Here is a 23,697-nt window from a genome sequence, read left to right on the forward strand (position 1 = left end):
AAAATCCATAAATCTCATATAAATTTCATTAATATAAGTTTTAAAAATCATATAAACCTAATTTGTCTAAAATTTTGTATCCATAATATTATGCAATAATATGTAAGACCTTAAAACCGATATGAAGAAGAATTGTTTGTGTCTATAAATCTCTACTCAGTTTTTTGGCAAAAAACGATATTTTGATTATAGACAGGTCAATTTCTAGGCACAAGATGAGCTTTGAGCCTCTATGAACCTTGATTCTCTGATTGAGATAGTTAACCGCGAGTTAGTAGAAAGCCAAAATCGTCCGCTCAATTCCACAGAAGTTCTCATTCTTCGCGGCATCTGGCAGTATCAGACCTATGAAAAAATTGCTGAAGAGGGTGGTTATAGTGCTGGGTACTTGACAAATGTAGTTGCCCCAGAGGTGTGTAAACGACTCTCCAATTTGATTGGCCAGCGTGTGACTAAAAAAAACTGTCGTATGCTGTTGGAGTCTTACGCTGCTTCCCAAACAGCGCCATTAATGAAGACTCAAAGACAGCAGTTCAAAGGACTATCCTCAGACTCTAGTCAAGAGTGTTCACCTCGCTACCCTAATGGTGCAGTTCCGCCTGATTCTTCCATTTACGTTGAACGCTCTTTGATTGAGGAGCAGGTTTATGCAGAAATTAGAAAGCCAGGAGCATTGGTGCGGATTAAAGCTCCTAGAGAAATGGGGAAAACGTCATTACTGCTGAGGACTCTAGACTATGCGGAGTGTCAGGGCTACCGTACCGTTAGCTTAAATCTAGAACAAACCGACCAAGCAATATTGAGCGACCTGAATCGTTTTTTGCGCTGGCTGTGTGCCAACGTAACTAGTCAGCTTCAGTTAGAGCCGAAACTAGATGATTACTGGGATGAAGATATTGGCAGCAAAGTTAGCTGTAGTTTATATATCAAAAACTATTTATTAGAGCAGATTGATTCTCCTTTGGTTTTGGCATTAGATGAGGTAAACCAGATTTTTGAGTATCCCCAAATAGCTAAGGATTTTTTACCCCTGCTGCGTTCTTGGTTTGAAGAAGCCAAAAGATCACCTATCTGGCAAAAGCTGCGCCTCATCATAGTTCACTCGACTGAAATTTATGTACCTCTACAACTCCAGCAGTCCCCTTTTAATGTGGGTTTACCAATTCAGTTAACTTGTTTCAGTCCAGAGCAAGTACAGCATTTAGCCCAGCAATATGAACTTGATGGGATTAAGGAGGATGAAGTTAAACAACTTATGGATATGGTTGGGGGACATCCTGCATTAGTGAACATAGGACTCTATCATCTCAATCGTGGGGAGGTAACTCTCCCACAATTACTAGAAACTGCTCCTACTTCAACTGGGGTTTATTGTCACCACTTACAACGTCATTGGGCAACCTTACAAAAGCAGCCTGAATTAGCTAGCGCTCTTGCTACTGTCATGAATTCCCCTGAACCAGTGCCATTGGAACCCATCATTGCTTACAAGTTAAGCAGTATGGGGTTGATTAAGCTAGACAACAACCAAGCCACACCTAGTTGTCAGTTATATCAACAGTATTTTCAACCAAACTTTCTCACTCAATAGAGACAAATATACCTATCCGAAAATTTACAAGCCAGTCTTTGCAAAGCTTTCAGACTAGCATGATTGGTGCTACTAGTGCTATTTAGTTGATTAACCGCCCTATTCTTTTCCGATCATGACATTAATTCCTCTTGTCATCTAAAAATCAATACGCTTGGGTTAAGGATAGTTGTAGGTTGGGTTGAGGAACGAAACCCAACCTACGCAGGTTAAGGTTTTTGGCTTTAACCCAAGCGTATTGATCTAAAAATGAACGAACCGACAGATATTATTCTCATATAAAAACTCATATTGTTAATAGAAAAAAATTGTAAAACTCATAATAATTCTAACTATGAAAAAATATGTATTTTTTGGAATTTTAGGTTGCATAAAGTCCTAAAAAGGATATTATTAATTGTGGTAAAGTCAATTTAGTCATATTTGATGAACGATCACTTTTGAGACTGTTAGGAATGTCGCTGAATCTGTCATGATAACCAACTTAGGTTGACAAGAGGCTAAACAGTATAGGGGTGATTAATTGAAATCACAATATAGCGTTTCCTAATCAGATGAGGTACATCATAGTCCCCTCTCGAAGAGCGGGGAGGGGGTTGGGGGTGGGGTTCTTCCACCTCACTCAACCGAGAACCGCTATAAAGTACCCTAACTTCTGAGATTTTTCAGCAATATTGTAAAAGCCAGCAATCAGAAAATAAAGATTGAAAAAGGCAGAACGTAGGAGGTAGAGAGTAGAAGGAACAAGTCAGGAGTAGTCAAATCCCCTTCTGAGCCACTGAACACGAGTTCAGTGGGGGTCTTAAACCCTTGCTCCCTTCCCTTTAGTCGCAGCAGAGGACAGAGGACAGTATTCCTTCTACCTCCTGTCCTCTGCCTTTTTCAATAAGGACATCAGAAATTTTTCAAAAAGCAGATAATGCTTTTTTGGTAAAACATGCAGGTGTCTTCACCTAATTTTTCTAGCATATATGTTAGAAAATTCAAGCGAACATTCAAAAATAGGTAAGTAATAACTACTTGATCCACTTAGTTCATGTTTGCTAAATTGTACAATTTTTTAATTTTCAGGATTGGATAAACTATGAGTCTACCGAACGCCTACAACATTCTCATTCCCCAAAAAAGGCTCTCTCAACTTATTGCTCAGTCATGGTTGGATGGGAAGCAGATTCCTTTAGAAGATAAAAACTTTCTGATTGAACAAAAAATTTTATCTAAAGAGGAGGCTGAAGTGTTTCGTATATTTTTAATTGAAACAAATCAAGTTGAAATAGACGAGATAGATAAGAAAATTTTGATGCCAGCTTCTCGACCAGAGCCGGAAGTATTGAAAGATACAGAGATAAGAGAGTGGCTTCATGATTGGGCTGCAAGTAACCCAAAAAAGTCTCCTTGGATAGCACCACCACCACCCAAGTCAATAGTAAGTATAGATATGCCAGGAAAAGTAATAGTTTCCGTTCTAGCTGCTCAGGAGAGTCCGCTGAATGAAAATGCCAGCGAAATCAAAACTTTCCAAGTTCCCTTACTGCCAAGTGTAAAAGTTTTTCAGGGTGCCGATGGCAAGATACTAGAACATGAAGGAAAAGAAATAGAGTATCAAGAAGAAACAGTGGAAATAGAAATAGAACCTTTTAATACTCTCATTCCCAATAAAAGACTTTCCCAGCTTATTGCCAAATCGTGGCTAGAAAATCGGGAAATTAATATTGATAAAGAATTTCTTGTTAATAATGGGATTATCTCGGAATTTGAGGCTAAATATCAAATTAATATTCATGTTGAGCGGGATCTGCCGCCACGTGAATATAAAGGAGGAATAACACCGCAAAAATCTGGTTACAAGATAAACGTACCATATCCTAAACGGCCTACCAGTGAGAATTTACCAGAAGATGTTTTAAGGGAGTGGGTAGAAAATGACTCAAATTCTGCTCCTTGGACACCAACAAATGAATGGATTCCTTACACTTGCTGATGGAAGATATGTGTCTTTATTTAGGATTTGGCGTCCAAATTTTATGACATCAGTTATTCAAGAGGAGTGGAATCTCTGGGATTTATCTCTGTAACTGCTTCACCCATTGACATGTATAGGACTCATATTTGATTTTTGAAATACACGTAGGGTGTGTTAAGCCAAAGGCTAACGCACCACCCCGGATTTTAGGTGCGTTACGCTACGCGATAATACACCCTACATATATTTAGATTTTTTCACAAATCAAATCGGATTGCTATATTGTCTTTTCGGATGCGATCGCCTCGCGATCGCATCCGAATATTAGTCCCTCATTGCTAAAATAAATCTTGGTAAAATAAAAACTAAACTTTTTAAAAGTAAAGATATCATTCTTTAGTGTTCAATCAAGGCATAATAATAGTTTTTTAAGATCAAGCATTGCAATCTAAATTGTCCACTTATATTTAGGGTAAATAATATGTTAAATCGACCCAAACTAAAAGCAAAATTTGAATATTTTAATTTTACAAATACAAATCACGAAAATACATTATTACTTTCTGAAAGAAATACTAGTTTTCTCAATGGTTATATATATCAAATGTTAATGCCATTAATTAACGGTAAACATACAGTTGATGAAATTGTTGATTTGCTAATGCCAGAAAAGGTATCTATTAGTGAAATTTACTATGCTCTCATGTTGATGGAACAAAAGGGATATATTATTGATACTGATGAATCGTTGCCATCTAATCTAGCAATATTCTGTGAACATTTAAACATTAATCCCCATACTGCTTACCAACGATTACAGGCAACTAAAGTAGCAATAAAATCTTTTGGTTCTCATCTTCCAGTTGAGGAATTTCAAAAGACTCTTGAATCCTTACATATCGAAGTATCATCTGAAGTAGGAGATATAGAGATAGTCTTAACTGATGACTACTTGCAAGATGGTTTAAAAAGTTTCAACGAGGAAGCCTTAAAGTTAACCAAACCTTGGATGCTGGTAAAATCTGTAGGAACAATAGTTTGGATAGGCCCTATATTGATTCCAGAGCAAACAGGTTGTTGGCAATGCCTAGCTCAACGCTTGCGAAACAACAAACCTGTTGAAAGATTTATTGAAAGACATAAAGAAATTTCTACCTCTTTAACATCCCCTCTCGGTTCGCTTCCCGCCACCTGCCAAACTGCCTTGGGAATGGCTGCCACTGAAATTTTTAAATGGATTGTCCAGGGGGAGAATAAACGTCTGGAGGGGATGCTAGTAACCCATGATACTATTTCTTTAGAAACGCAAAACCACGTTTTGGTTAAGCGTCCTCAATGCCCAAGCTGTGGTGATATAACTGGGTCTAATGCAGAACCCTATCCAATAGTTTTAGGGCATCGACAGAAAAATTTTACACTAGATGGCGGGCACCGTTGTTTTTCCCCAGAAGAAACATTCAAGAAATATCAACACCACATTAGTCCTTTGACGGGAGTAGTCAGAGGACTAGGTAAGATAGATCAAAATTCCAACACTTTAATCCATACTTATGTGGCTAGGCATCACTTCGCTACGATATTTGATGATTTAAATGCTTTACGCCAAAATATTAGCGGCAGAAGTGCGGGAAAAGGAAAAACTGACCAGCAAGCGAAGGTTAGTGCTTTGTGCGAAGCCATTGAACGATATTCTGGGGTGTTTCAAGGAAATGAAATCAGGCAAAAAGGAAGTTACCAACAACTCATAAATCGAGCCATTCATCCTAATACCTGTATGAATTTTAGTCAAGCACAATATAGCGATCGCCACAACTGGAATGAAAATTGTTCTGGCTGGTTTCAAAAAATACCAGAACTTTTTGATGAAGAAAGAGAAATTGAGTGGACACCAGTCTGGTCTTTAACCCATCAGAGATTTAAGTATTTACCAACCGCCTACTGCTACTACGGCTATCCTAACTTCTCAATGCCTGATTGTTGGGCTGACTCCAATGGCTGTGCTGCTGGTAATACTATAGAAGAAGCAATTCTACAAGGTTTCATGGAATTAGTAGAGCGTGACTGCGTTGCCTTATGGTGGTATAACCGTCTCAAAAAACCGCAGGTAGATTTAGACAGTTTTGATGACCCTTATTTTCAAGCTCTAAAGGAATATTACCAAACAATTCATCGGGAACTGTGGGTTTTAGATATCACTAGCGATTTAAACATACCAACCTTCGCCGCCATCAGCCGTAGAAAAGACCAAGCAGTGGAAGATATTATTCTTGGTTTTGGGACTCATTTTGATCCGCAGATTGCTATTAGCAGAGCTTTAAGTGAGATAAACCAAATTCTACCTAACATTTTATCTGCCAATGCTGATGGTAGTACTAAATATCCTTCTTCCTCACATCCCCTCGCTATTAAATGGTGGCAAACAGTAACTGTGGAAAATCAATCTTATCTGCTTTCAGATAAAAGTATCACATCAAAATCATGTGCTGATTACCCCCGAAATTGGAGCGAAGATTTACTTGAAGATGTCATACTCTCTCAGCAACTACTTGAAAAAAATGGTATGGAAATGCTGGTTTTGGATCAGACTCGTGCTGATATTAAACTGAGGGTAGTTAAAGTGATTGTTCCGGGAATGCGTCATTGGTGGAGACGTTTAGGTTCAGGACGATTGTATGATGTTCCTGTAAAAATGGGTTGGTTGAAAGAGCCTCTAAAGGAAAATCAACTTAATCCATTTCCGATGTGGATGTAATAGTAATTTAGACATTGATTGTTAATTGGAATTAATCTATAAAGTAATGGTGAAAGAATATCCAATCATTGATGCAGATTCCCATGTGTTTGAACCTATTGATATGTGGGAAAAGTATTTGGAACCTGCTTATAAGAGCTTTGCACCATCGCCGGATATGAAAATTAAGGGTGAGGATATTTATTACAAAGCCTCTAATGAAGTTGTCACCCACTGGATTAAGCAGATTATGCAAGCTCACCCTATGGCCCGACTTAACGGCTTCACCAATGAACTGCATATTTTAGAAACAAAAAAGATGGGTGTTGATATCTCATTTATTTATCCCACCCTTGGGATGTCTATATTAGCAATTGATACAATGGAGCCTCTGCTAGCTGGTGCATTCACCCGTGCCTATAATAATTGGTTGTACCAAGATTTTTGCAGTTATGACCCAGAAATTCTTAAAGGAGTGGGCATGATTAATCTTCATGCTCCTGAAGAAATGGTGTCAGAATTGTACCGCATAGCGCAATTTAACTGCAAAGCAGTCTGTTTACGCCCCAACCCAGTGAAGGGACGACTACTGAGTGACCCTGCCTACGAACCTTTTTGGACAGAATGTGAAAAACTGGGAATAGCAGTGAGTATTCACGAAGGTACTCATAGCCGCTTGCCAACTGTTGGTGCAGACAGGTTCAATACTCGTTTTGCCTTGCGTGCTTGCTCTCATCCTATGGAGCAGATGATGGCAATGCTTGCCTTAATTGAAGGAGGAGTATTAGAGCGTCACCCCAAACTGAGGGTAGGTTTTCTAGAGTCTGGCTGTGGTTGGTTAATTTACTGGCTGTGGCGTTTGGATGAAGAGTACGAGTGCCATTACTGGGAGGTTAAGGATAACGTCAAGATGAAGCCTTCAGAATACTTTCAACGCCAATGCTTTATTGGCTATGAGTTAGGAGAACCTTGCGTTGAGCAGGTAATTGAGTATGTTGGTGCAGATAAGTTAATTTTTGGTTCTGACTACCCCCATGTTCATTGGGGCAAAAAAGAAGGGGAAACGGGCACATTCCATATTCATAAAATACTTCAGGAACTAGTACCCAAAGAAACCGTAAAAAGGATTCTTTGGGATAATCCTGCTCGTTTTTATGGTTTGCAATAACTTTTTTTATTACTTTCATCAGCATAGAATTAAGTTAAAGTTTTAGTAGATCACTCTTAGACTGGAAGCTTAGGGCTAAAAACATAAAACCTGCCTTCGCATACTAAATATAAGTCTGCTTAGGCAGACTTATTTGTTTAGCCGGGTCAGTGCGTTGGGTGGGCAATGCCCGACAGTCGCGCAACTGGGGTGCGACTTCCTTTTTCTTAGTCAGATTGATGAATAGTTAAAGCACCGCTTCAAAAATAGTGGATATAAAGTATGAATGCTATTGCTGGTTGCGAAATTATAGCCAAACTTTATGAAAGTTCTAACTCTTTAGTCTATAGAGCTATACGCAGTCAGAATGGTCAACCCATAATTCTGAAGATTCTTAAAGAAGATTATCCTATTCCGTCAGAACTCATTAGATATAAACAAGAATACGAAATCACCCGTTCTCTAAATTTGGATGCGGTAATCAAAGCTTATGAATTACACAGATATAAAACTAGTTTAGTCATGCTTTTAGAGGATTTTGGTGGTGAATCTTTAAAAAATTTAATGCTAGAGCTACAGTTTAATTTAACAGACTTATTGATACTAGTCATCAAAATTACAGAGAGCTTGAGTGCTATTCATACTGCCAATATTATCCATAAAGATATTAACCCATCTAATATCGTCTTTAACCCGAAAACTGGACAAATTAAAATTATCGACTTCGGTATTTCTACCATTTTATCAAGAGAAAATCCAATAATTCGCAATCCTGAGCACTTAGAAGGAACCTTAGCTTATATTTCACCAGAACAAACTGGCAGAATGAATCGGGTGATAGATTACCGGACTGACTTTTATTCTTTAGGTGTGACTTTTTATGAGCTACTGACCCAGCAACTGCCTTTTCCAACAACTGAGCCTATAGAGTTGGTACATTGCCATATAGCTCAATTACCTGTACCACCCCATCTCTTAACTGGAGAAGAACGCTGTCCCAAGATTGTTTCAAATATCGTCATGAAACTAATGGCGAAAACCTCAGAAGAGAGATATCAAAGTACTTGGGGACTAATAGCAGATTTAAAAACCTGTCTCAGTCAACTAGAGAATTTTGGTCAACTTTATAATTTTACTTTAAGAAGTCAAGATATTTCAAATAATTTTAAAATTTCGCAAAAACTCTATGGTCGGGAAAATGAAATAGACCAACTATTAACAACTTTCGAGATGGTCAGCCAAGGCTCCACAGCAATGATTGTTGTAGCTGGTTATTCTGGTAGCGGTAAGTCAGCTTTAGTGAATGAAATTCATAAGCCAATTGTCCAGAAACGAGGGTATTTCATCTCTGGTAAATTTGACCAACTTCAGCGAAATATTCCCTACATTTGCCTCATCCAATCATTTCAAGAATTGATTCGCCAGTTGCTTACAGAAAGCCAGACACAACTGCAAACATGGAAACAAAAATTATTAAAAGCACTTGGAACTAATGGTCAAGTCATCATTGATGTTATTCCTGAAGTAGAACTAATTATTGGTCAACAACCTTCAGTTCCACAGTTAAGTGCAACTGAATCGAGAAATCGCTTTAACTTATTTTTGCAAAAATTTCTTGACGTTTTTACAAAAAAAGAACACCCTTTAGTTATTTTTTTAGATGATTTACAATGGGCAGATGCTGCTTCTTTAAAGTTGATTGAACTCTTCATGACCAATATCGATAGCCAATATCTATTAATAATTGGAGCATATCGAGATAATGAAGTCAGTAAAACTCATATTTTGATGCAAATCTTGGATAAAATTCAAAATGCAGGTATTAACATCAGTAAAATTCTCGTCCAGCCATTGGCTTTAGATTGTGTCCAACAATTAATTGCAGATACTCTTAGTAGCTCAATAAAAGAATCAAGTTCCCTAGCTGAGCTAGTGTTTAATAAAACTAATGGTAATCCCTTCTTTTTGACACAATTACTTCAATCTTTATATACAGAAAATTTGTTATTCTTCAATTTTAGTACTAGTCGTTGGCAATGGAGCATTGCAGAAATACAAAGGGTAGGGATAAGTGATAATGTAGTTGATTTAATGGTGGCTAAGATTGAGAAATTCGATGAAAGTACGCAAGCCGCTTTAAAGTTAGCTGCTTGTATCGGGAACCAATTTGATTTAGATGTACTTTCTGTAGTCACTGAAAAACCTCTTGCAGATACAGCTATTGAACTTTTACCAGCTATTCAAGAAGGTTTAATTATACCTCTTAGTGATGCTTACAAAATTCCCATTCTTTGGCAGAAACAGGATAGCGAACGCTCAGAAATATCTCCTAACATTATCTCTGATTTCCCATCTACTATATCTTACCAATTTTTACACGACCGAGTTCAGCAAGCTGCCTATAATCTAATTACAGATAAGCATAAAAAAGTAGTTCATCTAAAATTAGGCCAACTTCTATTAGAAAATACTGAACAAAGCGAGTTAGAAGAAAAAGTTTTTAATATTGTTAATAATTTAAATATTAGTGCTGAATTAATTACCCATCAAACAGACAAAGATAATCTAGCTCGTCTAAATTTAATTGCTGGCAAGAGAGCTAAGAAGGCAACAGCTTATGAAATAGCCATCAGTTACTTAGAAATTGCTTTAGCATTGTTATCATCCAATAGCTGGGAGCTTCAGTATGAATTAACCTTAGCTATTCATATAGAATCAGTAGAAATACTATATATGGATACTCAGTTTGAACAAGCTGAAATTCTAAGTAATGTTGTTTTTAAAAAATCTAAATCTCTGATTGAAAAAGTTAAAGTTTATGAGCTAAAGATTCAATCTTATATTGCTAAAATTCAAATGCAATCAGCTATAGATATTGCCTGTCAAATTTTAGCACAATTAGGAATTTATCTACCTCAAATACCAGACGTAAATAATATTAATAAAGAGCAAAAAGCTATAAAATTACTGTTGCAAGACAGACAAATTGAAGATTTATCTGATTTACCAATAATGACAGATATATATAAACTTGCAGCTGTAAGAATCTTAATGATTGTTACTACTGCAACAATTATTAGTAATCCTTTTTTATTTTCTCTGGTAACATTAACTTCGGTCAATCTTTGTATTAAGTATGGTAATCCACCACAAGCTACTAGTGTTTATACTTTTTATGGCAAGCTTTTGTGTGGAATAATGCAAGATATTGATACTGGATACCGATTTGGTCAATTGGCTTTAAAGTTATTAGAAAAATTTAATATCAAAGAATTTAAACCTCTTGTACTACATTATACGAGTGGATTTATTCGACACTGGAAAGAACCAATTGGTGACGGTAACATTATCGAAACCTTGCAGGAAGCTATTAACATAGGACTAGATACAGGACATATAGAATATACTTCTTATGCAGCTTCAGCATATTGCTTATTTTTAATGTTTACTGGTTATAATCTCGAAGAATTAAATCATAAGTATCAAGAATATATTGATTTAAATACTGAATTGAAACAACAATATACAATTTTATACATGAAAAACTGTAGAATTATTGTTTCCAATTTAATAAGTAAATCTCAAAATGAAAATTTTGCAGTGATTGGGAATTCTCTAGCAGAAGAAGAAAATTTTCTAAAACAGTGGACTCAAAATAAAGCTGTATGGTTACTGTTTAGTGCTTATTTAGCAAAAACAATTTTATCCTATCTATTTCACAGATATGAGCAAGCTGTGAGTTATGCAATTCAAGCTGAGAAGAACGCAGAAAGTTCTGCATCTTATATAGTTGCAGTGCAACATAATTTTTACTACTCTCTTGCTCTGCTTGCTTGTTGCTTTGATGTAGAAAATAATTTTCAACAGGAGTTTTTAGAAAAAGTATCGTTAAATCAAGAGAAAATGAAGATATGGGCTGAACATTGTCCAGAAAATTGTCAACACAAATATGAGTTGATAGAAGCAGAGAAAGCGCGAGTATTAGGACAAAAATGGAAATCTCAAGAGTTTTATGAACAAGCTATTCAAGGAGCTAAAAAATACGGATTTATTCATGAGGAAGCTCTAGCTTATGAACGGGCCGCAGAATTCTACCTCTCTCTTGCCAGAGAGGAGATAGGACAGTTATATATGAAGAACGCACACCATTGTTATGCTTACTGGGCAGCAACAGCTAAAGTTAAAGACTTAGAATCCAAATATCCACATTTTTTTGTGGAAGTAACAAAACGAACGGGTGCTAAAAATCTCAATACTACTTCCTCTACTACTAACAGTAATACAGAAGTGTTAGACCTAATAACAGTTATTAAAGCATCCCAAACTCTAGCTGATGAAATTATTCTCAGCAAGCTGCTAAACAAATTGATGAACATCATCATTGAAAATGCAGGCGCTCAAAAAGGTTTATTGATACTCGATAAAGATGGTAGTTTAGTCATCGAAGCTGAAGGTGTAGTTGATTCTGAAGAAGTTACTACACTACAATCAATTCCAGTAGCTTCTGTTGATGCTGACAGCCAAAGACATCTTTTATCAACTACTGTCATCAACTATGTATTTAATACACATAAAAATGTAGTTTTAAATGACGCTGTTTATGAAGGAGAATTTACTCACGATCCTTATATTGTTGCTACTCAACCTAAATCAATTCTCTGTACTCCCTTGCTCTATCAAGGCAAATTAAGCGGCATTTTATATTTAGAGAATAATTTAACAACTGGTGCATTTACTCCAGAGCATGTCGAAGTATTAAAAATTCTCTCTGCTCAAGCTGCCATTTCCATAGAAAATTCTCGTCTTTACGAGCAGTTAGAGGATTATAGCCGGACTCTAGAGCAGAAAGTAAAGATAAGAACTCAGGAATTACAAGAAAAAAATGAGGAATTAGCAAGTATTCTGCAAACATTAAAAGCTACACAAGCTCAGATTATTGCACAGGAAAAATTGGCTTCGCTGGGAGCTTTAGCATCTGGTATTGCCCATGAAATCAAAAATCCGTTAAATTTTGTGAACAACTTTGCTGAATTATCTGTAGAGTTGACTCAGGAACTAGAGGAAGAAATTAAAAATCAAAAAGACCGCTTAGATGCTGATAGCAAAGAATATATAGATGAAATTTTAAGCGATCTAAAACAAAATGCTCAAAAAATCTATGAGCATGGCAAAAGGTCTGACAATATTGTCAGTGGAATGCTGATGCATTCGCGTGGGCAAATTGGTGAGCGACAACTAACAGACATCAACGTTTTATTAGCAGAAGCTGTCGAACTAGCTTATCACGGGATGCGTGCTAAAGATGCTGGTTTTAAGATAACTATAGAAACAGATTATGATAATTGCCTTAGTCAGATAAATGTAGTACCTCAGAATATTAATCGCGCTTTGATAAATATAATTAATAATGCTTGCTATGCAGTGCAGAAAAAGAAAATACATTTGCAGAAATCAGGATCTGAAGCTGAAGAATTTTTCCCTACACTTTCAGTCAGTACAAAAGATTTTGCTGACCAAGTAGAAATCCGCATCCGTGATAATGGTGAAGGTATTCCACAGCAAATAATATATAAAATTTTTAATCCCTTCTTTACTACTAAGCCAACTGGTGAAGGAACTGGTTTAGGGCTATCTATTACTCATGATATTATTGTTCAACAGCATCGAGGAGAAATCAAAGTTAACAGCAAAGTAGCTGTTTATACTGATTTTGTTATTATTTTACCTAAATTTCTCGATGAGAGGAAATAACCATCGCTTTGAGTCTTGGAAACTAAACCAAACGAGAAATGCTGATTTTGTCGTTGCTTCTTAACCTTGGTTGTGATCAAGAGTAATTTAGATGCGTTTGCCCTGAGTGGAAGACTAATTCACTACCTATTGAGAGAAGGTGTGTCTTTTTATGTTTCATGCAACAAAGCCTCTAGATGCTTAGTATCTGCTTAAATAACTACTATTAATCTGATTTCTGCATAACGTACCTGGGTTTAACTGTAATATCACTATAAGATATGTGCTTGATTTTTATATCAGAATCATATTTTGTCAATTTTGTCAATACCTGAATTTTAATTTAAATGAAAATAATGGTTGTAGATGATGAACAAGATGTTCAATCGTTGTTTATGCAAAAATTTAAGAGAGAACTCAAAGAAAATCAAATTAAATTGTATTTTGCTTTCTCAGCAGAGGAAGCGCTAGAGTTTCTAGAAAACAAGCTAACTAATTGCCTGAATCTAATTGTTACAGATATTAATATGCGAGGCATGAATGGGCTAGAAATGCTCAAGTTTATCAAAAGAAATTATCCTAACTTAAAAGTGTTTATAATTACTGCTTATGATGATGTAGAAAATTACCTAGCTGCGAAAGAATGTGGTGCTGATGATTATATTACAAAGCCGATTGAATTTGATAAGTTGAAAACAAAACTACTCAATTTATAAATAATTTTAATCAGGTAAGAAAGTATGCCAGCTAAAATTCTGGTTGTAGACGATGAGCCTGATTTAGAAATCTTGCTCCGCCAAAAATATAGAAAAAAAATTCGAGAAAGGGAATTTTTTTTAATTTTTGCCCGTAATGGTATAGAAGCATTAGAAAAACTAGAAGCAGAACCAGATATAGATATAGTATTAACTGATATCTATATGCCAGAAATGGATGGGTTAACTTTAGTAACTAAACTCAATGAGTTATACCCCATGATTAAAGCAGTAATTATTTCTGCTTATGATGATATTGAAAATATCAGAGAAGCGATGAATCGTGGTGCTTTTGATTTTTTAACTAAACCAATTAATTTTCAGGATTTAGAAATTACTACCACCAAAACTCTGCAACATGTGCAGAGGATGAAAGCCATCAAGGAACAAGAATTTTTAGCGCAAAAAGCTCAAGTGGAGTTATTAACTCGTCTACAAAAAGAAGTTACGGTACGCCAACAGGCAGAAGAAGCATTGCGCGAAAGCGAAGCCAAGCTAGCTCAATTTCTGGAAGCTGTGCCAGTAGGCATTTTCGTGGTTGATACTAATGGTCACCCATACTACGCCAATCAAACTGCTCAACAAATACTTGGCAAGGGTATTGTGACGGGAACCACAGCATCTAAATTAAGCGAAATTTATCAAGCTTATGTGGCAGAAAGAGAACAGTTATATCCCACAGAACAGCACCCGATTTTACAAGCATTGAACGGTAAAAGTATCACCGTTGATAATATGGAAATTCATCAAGCTAATAATATTATTCCTGTGGAGGTGTCAGCTACTCCAATTTTTGATGAAAAGAAGAAAATTATCTATGCTATTTCTGCTTTTCAAGATATTACACAACGTAAACGTTCAGAAGCAGAACGAACACGGTTGATTTTGGAGTTGGGAATCAAAAATCTGGCTTTACAAGAGGCTAAAGACAAGTTAGCTTTATCAAACCAAACTTTAGAACAAAAAGTTAATGAACGCACTCAAGAACTATCACAAATTCTAGAAATTCTCAAAGCTACTCAAGCAGAACTGGTATTTGAAAATGCGCTGTTGAGAAGTGCCGAACAATCTTCAGCTTTTGATTATCAAGTTGGGGGAAGCTTACCTATGGATGCACCCACTTATGTAGTGCGTTCCGCAGATCGTTGCCTCTACAAAGCATTAAAAGGTGGAGTGTTTTGTTATATTTTTAATGCCCGACAGATGGGCAAGTCAAGCTTAATGGTACGAATGATACACCATCTTCAACAAGAAGGATTTAGCTGTGTAGCAATTGATATCACTCGTCTGGGCAGTGAAAACATTACTCCTGCTCAATGGTACAAGGGATTAATAGTGGAATTGTGGCAGAGTTTTAATTTGTTAGACAAATTTAATTTGAAAAATTGGTGGGATGAGCAAAAAGATTTATCGCCTATCCAATGTTTAAGTCGATTTATTGAAAATATATTACTTAAGCAAGTTAGAAGTGAGCACATTTTTATTTTTATTGATGAAATTGATAGTGTTTTAGCGTTAAATTTCCCAGTTAATGATTTTTTTGCGCTGATTCGTTTCTGCTATAATCAGCGCAGTATTAACCCAGAATATCGGCGTTTGACCTTTGCTCTGTTTGGCGTGGCAACACCCTCAGATTTAATTACTGATTATCGGAGAACCCCTTTTAATATTGGTCAGGTAATTCAATTAAATGGTTTTCAAGTGCATGAAGCTCAACCTTTGCTGCAAGGATTAACACCAAAAGTTAGCAATTGTCAAGTAGTGCTAAAAGAAGTGTTAGCCTGGACAAGTGGTCAGCCTTTTTTAACTCAAAAGCTTTGTAAACTTATCTGTAGTTCTGCATCTGTGATTCCGACAAACTCTGAAGCAGATTGGCTGGAAAATTTGGTGCGATCGCATATCATTGAGAATTGGGAATCCCAGGATGAGCCAGAGCATTTGCGAACTATCCGCGATCGCATCCTCAAGAATACTCAGTACCCTGTTAAGTTACTAGAACTATATCAGCAAATTTTACATCAAGGGAAAGTGAGCGTTGTTGATAGTCCAGAAGAGCGTGAATTGCTCTTATCGGGGTTAGTGGTGAAGCAACAGGGTGCATTGAAAGTCCATAATCGGATTTATGAATTGATATTTGATAGTAATTGGATTGAGGATTATATGATGAAAATTGTCTGAATAATGGTTACTTTGTGTAGTGATAAGTTTTGGCGATCGCTTCGCTGTGTCTCCTATCCATTAATGTCCATCATTAGACCAGTGGGGACGATCACTAGATAATTTAATCACACCATAAGAACGGCCTACCTGCCATAAAGTAGAATTTTCATAGCTCGTTCGTGGCTCAGTAATGCTGACGATAGTTCCACTAGCATTTTTGATATTTAAGGTTCCTGACCAAGTAATTTCCCAATCAATTGCTAATCTTTGGGTATGACGAGAGGTAAGAACAGGTCGAAAAGCAATATTATAACCAGATACCATTTCTTTAGCAGCTTGGACAGAGCCAGCGTTAGTATAATGCAGCCAATTAATATCTACATTGGGCATAGGTGGAACATCTTTGGCAGCAATTTCATTATTACTAATACGAAAAGCGTAGTGCATTAAATAAGCTCGTTCTGAGGAACGGAATACCGAAGCAATACTGATATTAGCTCCAGCATTTTGTAATACCTGCTGAAAAGCTTGTACTTTTTGACGGAAGGGAGAAGCCAAATCATCAATTAAGTCGCTGTCTGGGAAAAAATTAACCCAGTCTTTTCCACTCAGTCGTTGTCTTAATTTTTTGGCGTATTCGGTTATATTGTCTAAAGCCAACTCAAAATCAATGCCAAGCTTGGTTTTTGTTCCATTAGAAAGCTGTTGAGCTAACTCGGCTCGAAAATTGATGTCTCTTTTTTTATAAGTTTCGGCTAGTCCCCTTGTACTATTGAGGGCAAAGTCTCCATCAACTGCTAACGCGGGATTCAAACGAGCGATCGCTGTTAAACTTTGTTGTAAGTCTTTGACCTCATTGTCGCCAAAGTTGAGATAGGTTAATAATTTTTTTACCGCATCCGTATAAATAGCAAAATACACTGCAAACCCTTGCTCTAGCGCTTTTTTATAAGTAGCAGTATCTACAATTCCTGTTACCCTTAAAGCGTTACTAGCCTGATATTCACGAGTTGCTTTATCTGTAATATTGCCAAAATCTCCATCAACGGCAGCAATGGGGAAGTCATTATCTAAAAGAAATTTCTGCCAAGCAGTTACAGTAAGTCCTTCAGACTGTTTCTGAAGAGTAGGAAGTTGCAAAGCTTGAAGTTGAAAACTCATAGTTTTTATGTAATGAAACAATTGTTATAAGCTAATTCTTTTGTCAATGTTCGTCGGACAATTTCAGTCACAGCCCCTGTTAAATCGCACTATAACGCTAAATTTAATCAACCCCCAAATATTGCGATCGCACCCCTTCACATCGGACTATACCAATCCCCACTGGCTACAGCAGGGCTTGCTGACTGAAACAATGGATTATCTGCGAGGGGGTATTCCAGATGCCAGCGAATCCAATGATTTATTATTTTCCTCTACTTTGAGTGATAGGAGAGCGTTATTTTGATCAAATTTCTGCTGCGCCAGAGAGATTTGGGGATAGTTTGTCTGCGCCCATGAAGTAAGCGCCTTAACTGGTTCTAGCAGTGTTCGTCCCAGCGTTGTTAGCTCATAATAAACGCTGGGCGGTACGGTTGGCTCAACAGTCCGCATCATTGTTTTTGATACTTCGTTTATAGTGATTGTTTAGAAGCACTGCGTTTGATCGCGCGATCGCAGCCCTCTGCCTACTTATTTAAGTCCACCAAACAACGAATGGGCAAACAAAGCGGCTTGAGTGCGATCGCGTAAATTCAACCTACTCAAAATATTGGTAACATAATTCTTAACAGTGTTTTCTGAAAGAAACAGCGATTCGGCAATTTCCCGGTTATTGGCTCCAGAAGCAATTAACCGCAATACATCTAACTCTCTGGGTGTGAGTTGCGCCAATTCTGGAGGGGGTTGCACGGACGGGACAGGTGCAGCAATAGGCATGAGTGCTTTCTCAAACAATCCCGGGCCAAGTAGGGTTTGTCCCTTGTAGACGGATAGAATTGCCAACATTAGTTCGTCAGGTTCGGTGTCCTTGAGCAAATAGCCCTTTGCACCCAGCCGCATCGCCTGGTAAACATACTCATCATCATCGAAGGTGGTCAGGACGAGAACCTTAATGTCAGGATATTGTTGAGCGATCGCTTTTGTTGCGGCAACTCCATCCATTACGGGCATCCGAATATCCATTAGCACAATATCAGGTTGCAGTGCAGCAATCTGTTCGAGTGCCCGTTGTCCATTCTCCGCCTCACCAATTACCTGCATCTCTGCATTCGACTCAAGCATACTCTTAAGTCCCTGGCGAATAAGATGCTGATCGTCAACTAATAAAATCCGAATCATAGCTAAAATAACAGCTTTGATAGTGGCAAAGAAACAGAAATACAGCAACCTGTTCCTAATTGACTCTGGAGATTTAACTGACCGCCCAATGCAACCGCCCGTTCTCGCATCCCTTGTAGCCCAAACCCGGTTGTATTTTGAGTGGGGTTAAACCCTTTTCCATTATCTTGGATTGACAGATGAATCATCCCAGCGTGAGCCATTAGTCCAACGGTGACACTCGTCGCCTCAGCGTGTTTGCAAATATTTGTCAGGGATTCTTGCACAATGCGGTAAAGAGCCGTGTTTACTTCTGTTGGTAAAGTCTGCGGTAGATCAATTTTACAGGACGGTTCAATACCTGTGGTTTGTTGAAAATCTGTCAGCAGCTTTTCAATGGCTGATTTGAGAGATTGCCCTTGCAAAGGATTTGAACGCAAAACAGAAAGCGATCGCCGAATTTCCAGCAACGCCTCAGCCCCTAATTCCTTTGCCTGTTTGAGAAATGTCAACGCTTTGTCATTATTTGATTGCCAGAATAACAGGGTGTTATTAATCTGAATGGTTTGGGCCGCTAGAGTGTGTCCCAACCCATCATGAATTTCGCGGGCAATTCGGTTGCGTTCCTGCAAAGTTGCCTGATCTTCAATCCGTAGCGCATACTGGCACAGTTGTTGATTGGTTATCTCTAATTGCAGATGGGCAATTTCTAACTGCTCTCGACTTTGGCGCTCTGCAAGCAAGGCATTAATTAACAATAAAGCAAATACTAACGTTAAGCAAAACAATAATATATTACTTAATCGCCAATCCCAAGACATGGCGATCAGCTTATCTCGCATAAAATTCTCAGGTACAATGGGTCTTGACAAAAGCAGTGTTCCATAAGAAAACAGAGATAAACCCAAGACAACCAACTGTCCTGATAGCTTAAATATCAGACAACTCCGCATCACCAGTACCAGACACAGCAGGAAAACGGAGCGAGGAGATAAAATATGTTGAGTCGCTGGCAGCAAAATTAAACCAAATTCCAGGGCTGTATAAAGTAATTTTGTTTCCAGCTTCACCATTGGTAGTTTCAAGCCCATCAAGCTGAAGGTTGCGATCGCCAGAACTCTTAGCAGCAACGACCAGGACAACTCAAACGGCAGCAGAACTTCCATGAACAATGCTGTGGCTAATAACAGCCACTCTAGGTAAAGCAACAGACGAAACGATGGATAGGTCAAGCGAACCATAGAACTGTTCCAACTCAATGGCCTTTGTAACAAAACCATAGGTATTTTCACAATTTTAGGATGAAACTCTTCTTCCTATATAACGAATCTGGTTGTAATATCGATAGAGCCGTTCCGACTGATTAACTATTCCTAAATTAGGAAAAAAGTCACAATAACTTGAGTACTTTTTTACTGGTCAGGTTAGGAATTCTAGCTCATGCACAAACCCATCCCAACTTCTAAGATTAGCTGGTGTGAGTCAAGCAGCAACTTTTCAAACATCTTCTAAACAGTCATAAATCGAAATTGAGTTAGAACAGTCGTATTACATACAACAAAAACCAGAGAAGTAAATGATTAAAAAACAGATAATTTTACCAACCCTTCTACTTGCAACTATCCTCATCGGAGGAATGACAGGTTGCACCAGTTCTAAGTCTCCAGATGTGTCTCAAGGTGACAACTCTGGTGGAACAAAGGTATCTGATACCAACACTTCTACGCCAAGCTCTCCTGGATCGAATACGCCGGAACGCGCCCAGAAGCGCGAAGCAATTCGCAAGCAAGTTGAGGCAGTTCTGACCCCAGATCAAGTAAAGCAATTGTCAGGGAAATTGCAACAAGGTGAAAAAATGCGTAAAGCAGTCTTTAGCCTGAATCTCACGGCTGAACAAAAGACTAAAATTCAGGATATTTTTAAGACTGCCTATCCCCACAGAAAAGGGCAATCTCAAGATAATTCCTAGTAGTTTTATCAAACAGAATTCAGGAGTCAAAATTCTGACTCCTGAATTGTGAATTCTGAATTCTTCTTTAATAGTTAAATTATGTTCAAGCAAAAATTGATCCTCAAGATAGAACTCGCTATTATCGCAGCAATCCTGCTAGGAAGCAGTCTCTACGCTTCAAAAGCTCTAGGGAAACCCCAACCTAGCCCCCAAAAACTCGTGGATGATGTGTGGCAAATCCTAGATAAAAATTATGTTGATGTCAGCTTTAACCATCAAGATTGGAAAGCAATTCGACAGCAGTATGTTAGCCGCTCCTATAGTTCCAAGAAACAGGCTTATGGGGCGATTCAAGAAATGGTGGCTAAATTAGGCGATCGCTACACCGAGTTTTTCGACCCCCAGGAATTTCAAGGCCTAAATAACGACCTTTCTGGCAACCTCAGTGGTGTAGGGCTGGAACTGGCAGAGAATGAAAAAACTAAAGCCTTAACCGTTATCGCCCCGATTGAAGGAACGCCTGCTTTTAAAGCGGGTATTTTGCCGGACGATGTAATTGTCCAGATTAACGGTCAAATAACTAAGGGGATGAAAATTGAGGATGCCGTTAAGCAGATTTTGGGCCCGGTGGGAACCAAGGTAGTACTCACGATTCAACGGGGTAGCCAATCGCAAACTTTCAAACTTACCCGCGCAAATATTGCTATCCATCCTGTAACTTACAACACGCAAACAACGGCAGCAGGTAAGATTGGTTACATTCGTTTACCAGAGTTTACGGAAACTGCGCCCGTGGAAATGCGGCGGGCAATTGAAGCATTAGAAAAACAGCAGGTGCAGGGCTACGTTTTGGATCTGCGTTCCGACCCAGGTGGACTGCTGGATGCAAGTTTGCAAATTGCCAGTATGTGGTTGAAGGAAGGAGCGATCGTGTCTTTGGTAAATCGAGACAAAGTTAAAGATAGCTACAATGCGTCGGGACATCCTCTCACCAACAAACCCTTAGTGATACTGGTCGATAAGGGATCTGCTAGCGCCAGCGAAATTCTGTCGGGAGCGCTGCAAGATGACAATCGCGCCACGTTAGTAGGGACTCGCACCTTCGGTAAAGGTTTAGTCCAATCTGTAGAGCCACTGGAGGATGGTTCAGCGCTGAAACTAACGATCGCTAAATACTACACACCGAAAGGTCGAGATATCAATCATATCGGCATTGCACCAGATATTAACGTGGAGTTAACGGAGGCACAACAGAAAGCCTTAGTGCAAAATCGAACCTTGGGGACATTAGCTGATCCTCAGTATGCTAGCGCCGTTGCTGACCTGAGCAAATTAATTCAGTCTGGGGCCAATCATGTGAGTTTACAGCATGGGGAATAAGTATACGGATACTTTTGACAATATCTGCTATCGTCACTTTCACTCATGTCAACCCGCAAAACCCAACGACTTCAAATTTGTGAGCCAGTCCCAGGTCTGCAAATCCTGGTTCAACTCAGTAACACTCCTTTGGTGCGGACAGTCATAACTACTGTTACCCAGCATCAGCTAGCGATCGTCGGGATTGTATTTGTTGCCACTCTAGTTTTTGCTATGCGGGAAAACGCCCCCTGGCTGACAGTGCCTAAACAGGTGGCGATTGAATTTTTTTCTGCTGTATCCCAGTCTCTAGCTGCTTTATTGGGGGTGTTAATTGTTTTCCTTACCTTTAATAGTCAGTTGATCGCTCAAAGGCGGCATGAGGACTACTATACACTTCAGATTCAGATTGACCAACTCATTCGTCTAACTCAGTCTCTTCCCCCCGAACTCAGTAATTTTGATGAAACTCTGATAGCGCTGATTAACTATTTAGTTCCCTTGCATTTAAAGGATCTACCAATTTGGGCAACTAGCTCCCAGGTGCTACCTTTGGACAAGCTATTAGATAATTTCAAGAATGAATATGAATGGGCACAAGTGCAGCAACAATGCTCCTTAGCTACCCATCTGCACCGACAACAAATTTTACTTGTCATCAATAACATGGAAGAAATCCTGGAGGGATTTTCCAGGCTTTACAATCGCATCCTGGAGATGAGCCGTTTAATTCTGGCGATCGTCAAGTTGTCCTTTCTCTTGGGAGTTTCGCTTTTGTTTTTACTGTTATTTGGGATTATCGATTTGCAAAGGAAGTTTCCCGATCTCAGCCTACCTGTAACTGTTTCTCTAGCAATTTGGGTGTTGATTGCTCTTTTAGAGCTAGTGCTTGATACCTGGTTTTTATATAAAAACCTTTATGGATCTTCGAGTCACTATCTGCGGTTTTTCGCTAATATAAAATATCCTAATTAATGGGCGGAGGCTAACTCACTATGAGTAACTTAACATTCCCAGAAACCAAAGCTAGTAACACAAGCAAAGCATCTCAATCTCCAACTGATACAGTCCGTAGCTATCTTCAACAAATTGGCCGGATACCTCTATTAACCCCGGAGCAAGAAATCCTTTTTGCCCAACAAATTCAGCAGATGATGACAATACTTGCTGAATCAAAAAAACTGGCTGTGGAATTAAAGCGTACACCCACACTGCCAGAATGGGCTAACCAGATGCAGTTAAGTGAACAGCAACTACTTCAGCAGCTAAATCAAGGGAAAAAAGCCAAGCAGAAAATGATAGCGGCTAATCTCCGGCTGGTGGTGTCAATTGCCAAGCAATATCAGAGACGTAACTTAGAGTTTATGGACTTAGTTCAAGAAGGTACTTTAGGTTTAGAGAGAGGGGTTGAGAAATTCAATCCGGCTCTAGGATACAAGTTTTCAACCTACGCTTACTGGTGGATTCGCCAAGGAATTACCAGAGCCATCGCCCAGCAAGGACGCGCGATTCGATTACCCATTCACATCAATGAAAAGTTAAACAAAATTAAGCGTGTTCAGCGAGAGTTATCTCAAAAACTGGGTCGCGTTCCCAGCAGTACGGAAATTGCTAATGCACTTTCTTTAGAGCCTGATCAGATTCGAGAATTTCTCCTTTTGGCTCGTCAAACTATCTCTCTCGATATGCGAGTTGGGTCAGAAAAAGATATAAAATTAGAAGACTTAATAGAAGATTACAGATATTCTGATAATGGCTATACCACTAAGGAATCTATTAATCAGGAGGTTGAAAGTTTATTGTCAAATCTGCCTCGCCAACAACAAGAAATATTAAATTTGCACTTTGGTTTGACAGACGGTAACGAACTTTCTCTCGAACAGATTAGTCGGCGTATGGGTATTAGTCGGGAACGAGTCCGGCAGATAGAAAAAAAAGCTCTCAACCTTCTACATCAGCAGTTAAGTAAGTAATAACAATTCCAAATTCACGCATTCAAAATTGTTCGCGTA

15 protein-coding genes are annotated in these 23,697 nt (G+C 38.4%); 11 read left to right on the forward strand and 4 right to left on the reverse strand.

Annotated elements, in window-relative coordinates; translation table 11 throughout:
• Positions 1-232: 232 nt before the first annotated feature.
• The 7 genes from V7K30_RS23915 to V7K30_RS23945 all read left to right on the forward strand — a co-directional run bounded on the left by V7K30_RS23915 (position 233) and on the right by V7K30_RS23945 (position 16,095).
• Positions 233-1,591, forward strand: coding sequence for an AAA-like domain-containing protein (locus tag V7K30_RS23915; RefSeq protein ID WP_335003534.1), 1,359 nt, complete (start codon positions 233-235; stop codon positions 1,589-1,591).
• A gap of 1,084 nt (positions 1,592-2,675) precedes the next feature.
• A complete protein-coding gene (locus V7K30_RS23920; protein ID WP_335003535.1) occupies positions 2,676-3,572 on the forward strand; it encodes a hypothetical protein in 897 nt (298 codons plus the stop codon).
• Positions 3,573-4,035: 463 nt separating this feature from the next.
• Positions 4,036-6,306 carry a TOMM precursor leader peptide-binding protein gene (locus V7K30_RS23925; RefSeq protein WP_335003536.1) on the forward strand — a complete coding sequence of 757 codons (2,271 nt, stop codon included), beginning with the start codon at positions 4,036-4,038 and terminating at the stop codon, positions 6,304-6,306.
• Between the two features lie 46 nt (positions 6,307-6,352).
• Positions 6,353-7,453: an amidohydrolase family protein gene (locus tag V7K30_RS23930; protein ID WP_335003537.1), complete on the forward strand. Its 1,101-nt coding sequence runs from the start codon at positions 6,353-6,355 to the stop codon at positions 7,451-7,453.
• 261 nt (positions 7,454-7,714) lie between these two features.
• The gene (locus tag V7K30_RS23935) at positions 7,715-13,183 is read left to right on the forward strand and encodes a trifunctional serine/threonine-protein kinase/ATP-binding protein/sensor histidine kinase (protein ID WP_335003538.1); all 5,469 of its coding nucleotides are present in this window, start codon (positions 7,715-7,717) and stop codon (positions 13,181-13,183) included.
• Positions 13,184-13,518: 335 nt separating this feature from the next.
• Entirely contained in the window at positions 13,519-13,878 is a 360-nt protein-coding gene (locus V7K30_RS23940) for a response regulator (protein WP_335003539.1), read from the forward strand.
• Positions 13,879-13,902: 24 nt separating this feature from the next.
• Entirely contained in the window at positions 13,903-16,095 is a 2,193-nt protein-coding gene (locus tag V7K30_RS23945) for an AAA-like domain-containing protein (RefSeq protein WP_335003540.1), read from the forward strand.
• Between the two features lie 60 nt (positions 16,096-16,155).
• On the opposite strand, the gene V7K30_RS23950 is transcribed toward V7K30_RS23945, so the two are convergent.
• The 4 genes from V7K30_RS23950 to V7K30_RS23965 all read right to left on the reverse strand — a co-directional run bounded on the left by V7K30_RS23950 (position 16,156) and on the right by V7K30_RS23965 (position 19,616).
• Positions 16,156-17,238, reverse strand: a complete 1,083-nt coding sequence (locus tag V7K30_RS23950) for a peptidoglycan-binding domain-containing protein (RefSeq protein ID WP_335003541.1) — start codon at positions 17,236-17,238, stop codon at positions 16,156-16,158.
• A 198-nt stretch (positions 17,239-17,436) separates the two neighbouring features.
• On the reverse strand, positions 17,437-17,673 hold the full coding sequence (locus V7K30_RS23955; protein ID WP_335003543.1) for a winged helix-turn-helix transcriptional regulator: 237 nt from the start codon (positions 17,671-17,673) through the stop codon (positions 17,437-17,439).
• A 75-nt stretch (positions 17,674-17,748) separates the two neighbouring features.
• Positions 17,749-18,396: a response regulator transcription factor gene (locus V7K30_RS23960; protein WP_335003545.1), complete on the reverse strand. Its 648-nt coding sequence runs from the start codon at positions 18,394-18,396 to the stop codon at positions 17,749-17,751.
• A gap of 2 nt (positions 18,397-18,398) precedes the next feature.
• Entirely contained in the window at positions 18,399-19,616 is a 1,218-nt protein-coding gene (locus V7K30_RS23965; RefSeq protein WP_335003547.1) for a sensor histidine kinase, read from the reverse strand.
• A gap of 335 nt (positions 19,617-19,951) precedes the next feature.
• Here V7K30_RS23965 and V7K30_RS23970 point away from each other — a divergent pair, with 335 nt between their 5' ends.
• The 4 genes from V7K30_RS23970 to V7K30_RS23985 all read left to right on the forward strand — a co-directional run bounded on the left by V7K30_RS23970 (position 19,952) and on the right by V7K30_RS23985 (position 23,658).
• On the forward strand, positions 19,952-20,344 hold the full coding sequence (locus V7K30_RS23970) for a hypothetical protein (RefSeq protein ID WP_335003549.1): 393 nt from the start codon (positions 19,952-19,954) through the stop codon (positions 20,342-20,344).
• 81 nt (positions 20,345-20,425) lie between these two features.
• Positions 20,426-21,706 carry a S41 family peptidase gene (locus V7K30_RS23975; RefSeq protein ID WP_335003551.1) on the forward strand — a complete coding sequence of 427 codons (1,281 nt, stop codon included), beginning with the start codon at positions 20,426-20,428 and terminating at the stop codon, positions 21,704-21,706.
• A 45-nt stretch (positions 21,707-21,751) separates the two neighbouring features.
• Entirely contained in the window at positions 21,752-22,660 is a 909-nt protein-coding gene (locus V7K30_RS23980) for a hypothetical protein (RefSeq protein WP_335003553.1), read from the forward strand.
• A 20-nt stretch (positions 22,661-22,680) separates the two neighbouring features.
• A complete protein-coding gene (locus V7K30_RS23985; protein ID WP_335003555.1) occupies positions 22,681-23,658 on the forward strand; it encodes an RNA polymerase sigma factor, RpoD/SigA family in 978 nt (325 codons plus the stop codon).
• The last annotated feature ends 39 nt before the right edge of the window (positions 23,659-23,697 follow it).

The sequence above is a fragment of the Nostoc sp. genome, from assembly GCF_036917655.1.
In the GTDB taxonomy this organism is placed as follows: domain Bacteria; phylum Cyanobacteriota; class Cyanobacteriia; order Cyanobacteriales; family Nostocaceae; genus Nostoc.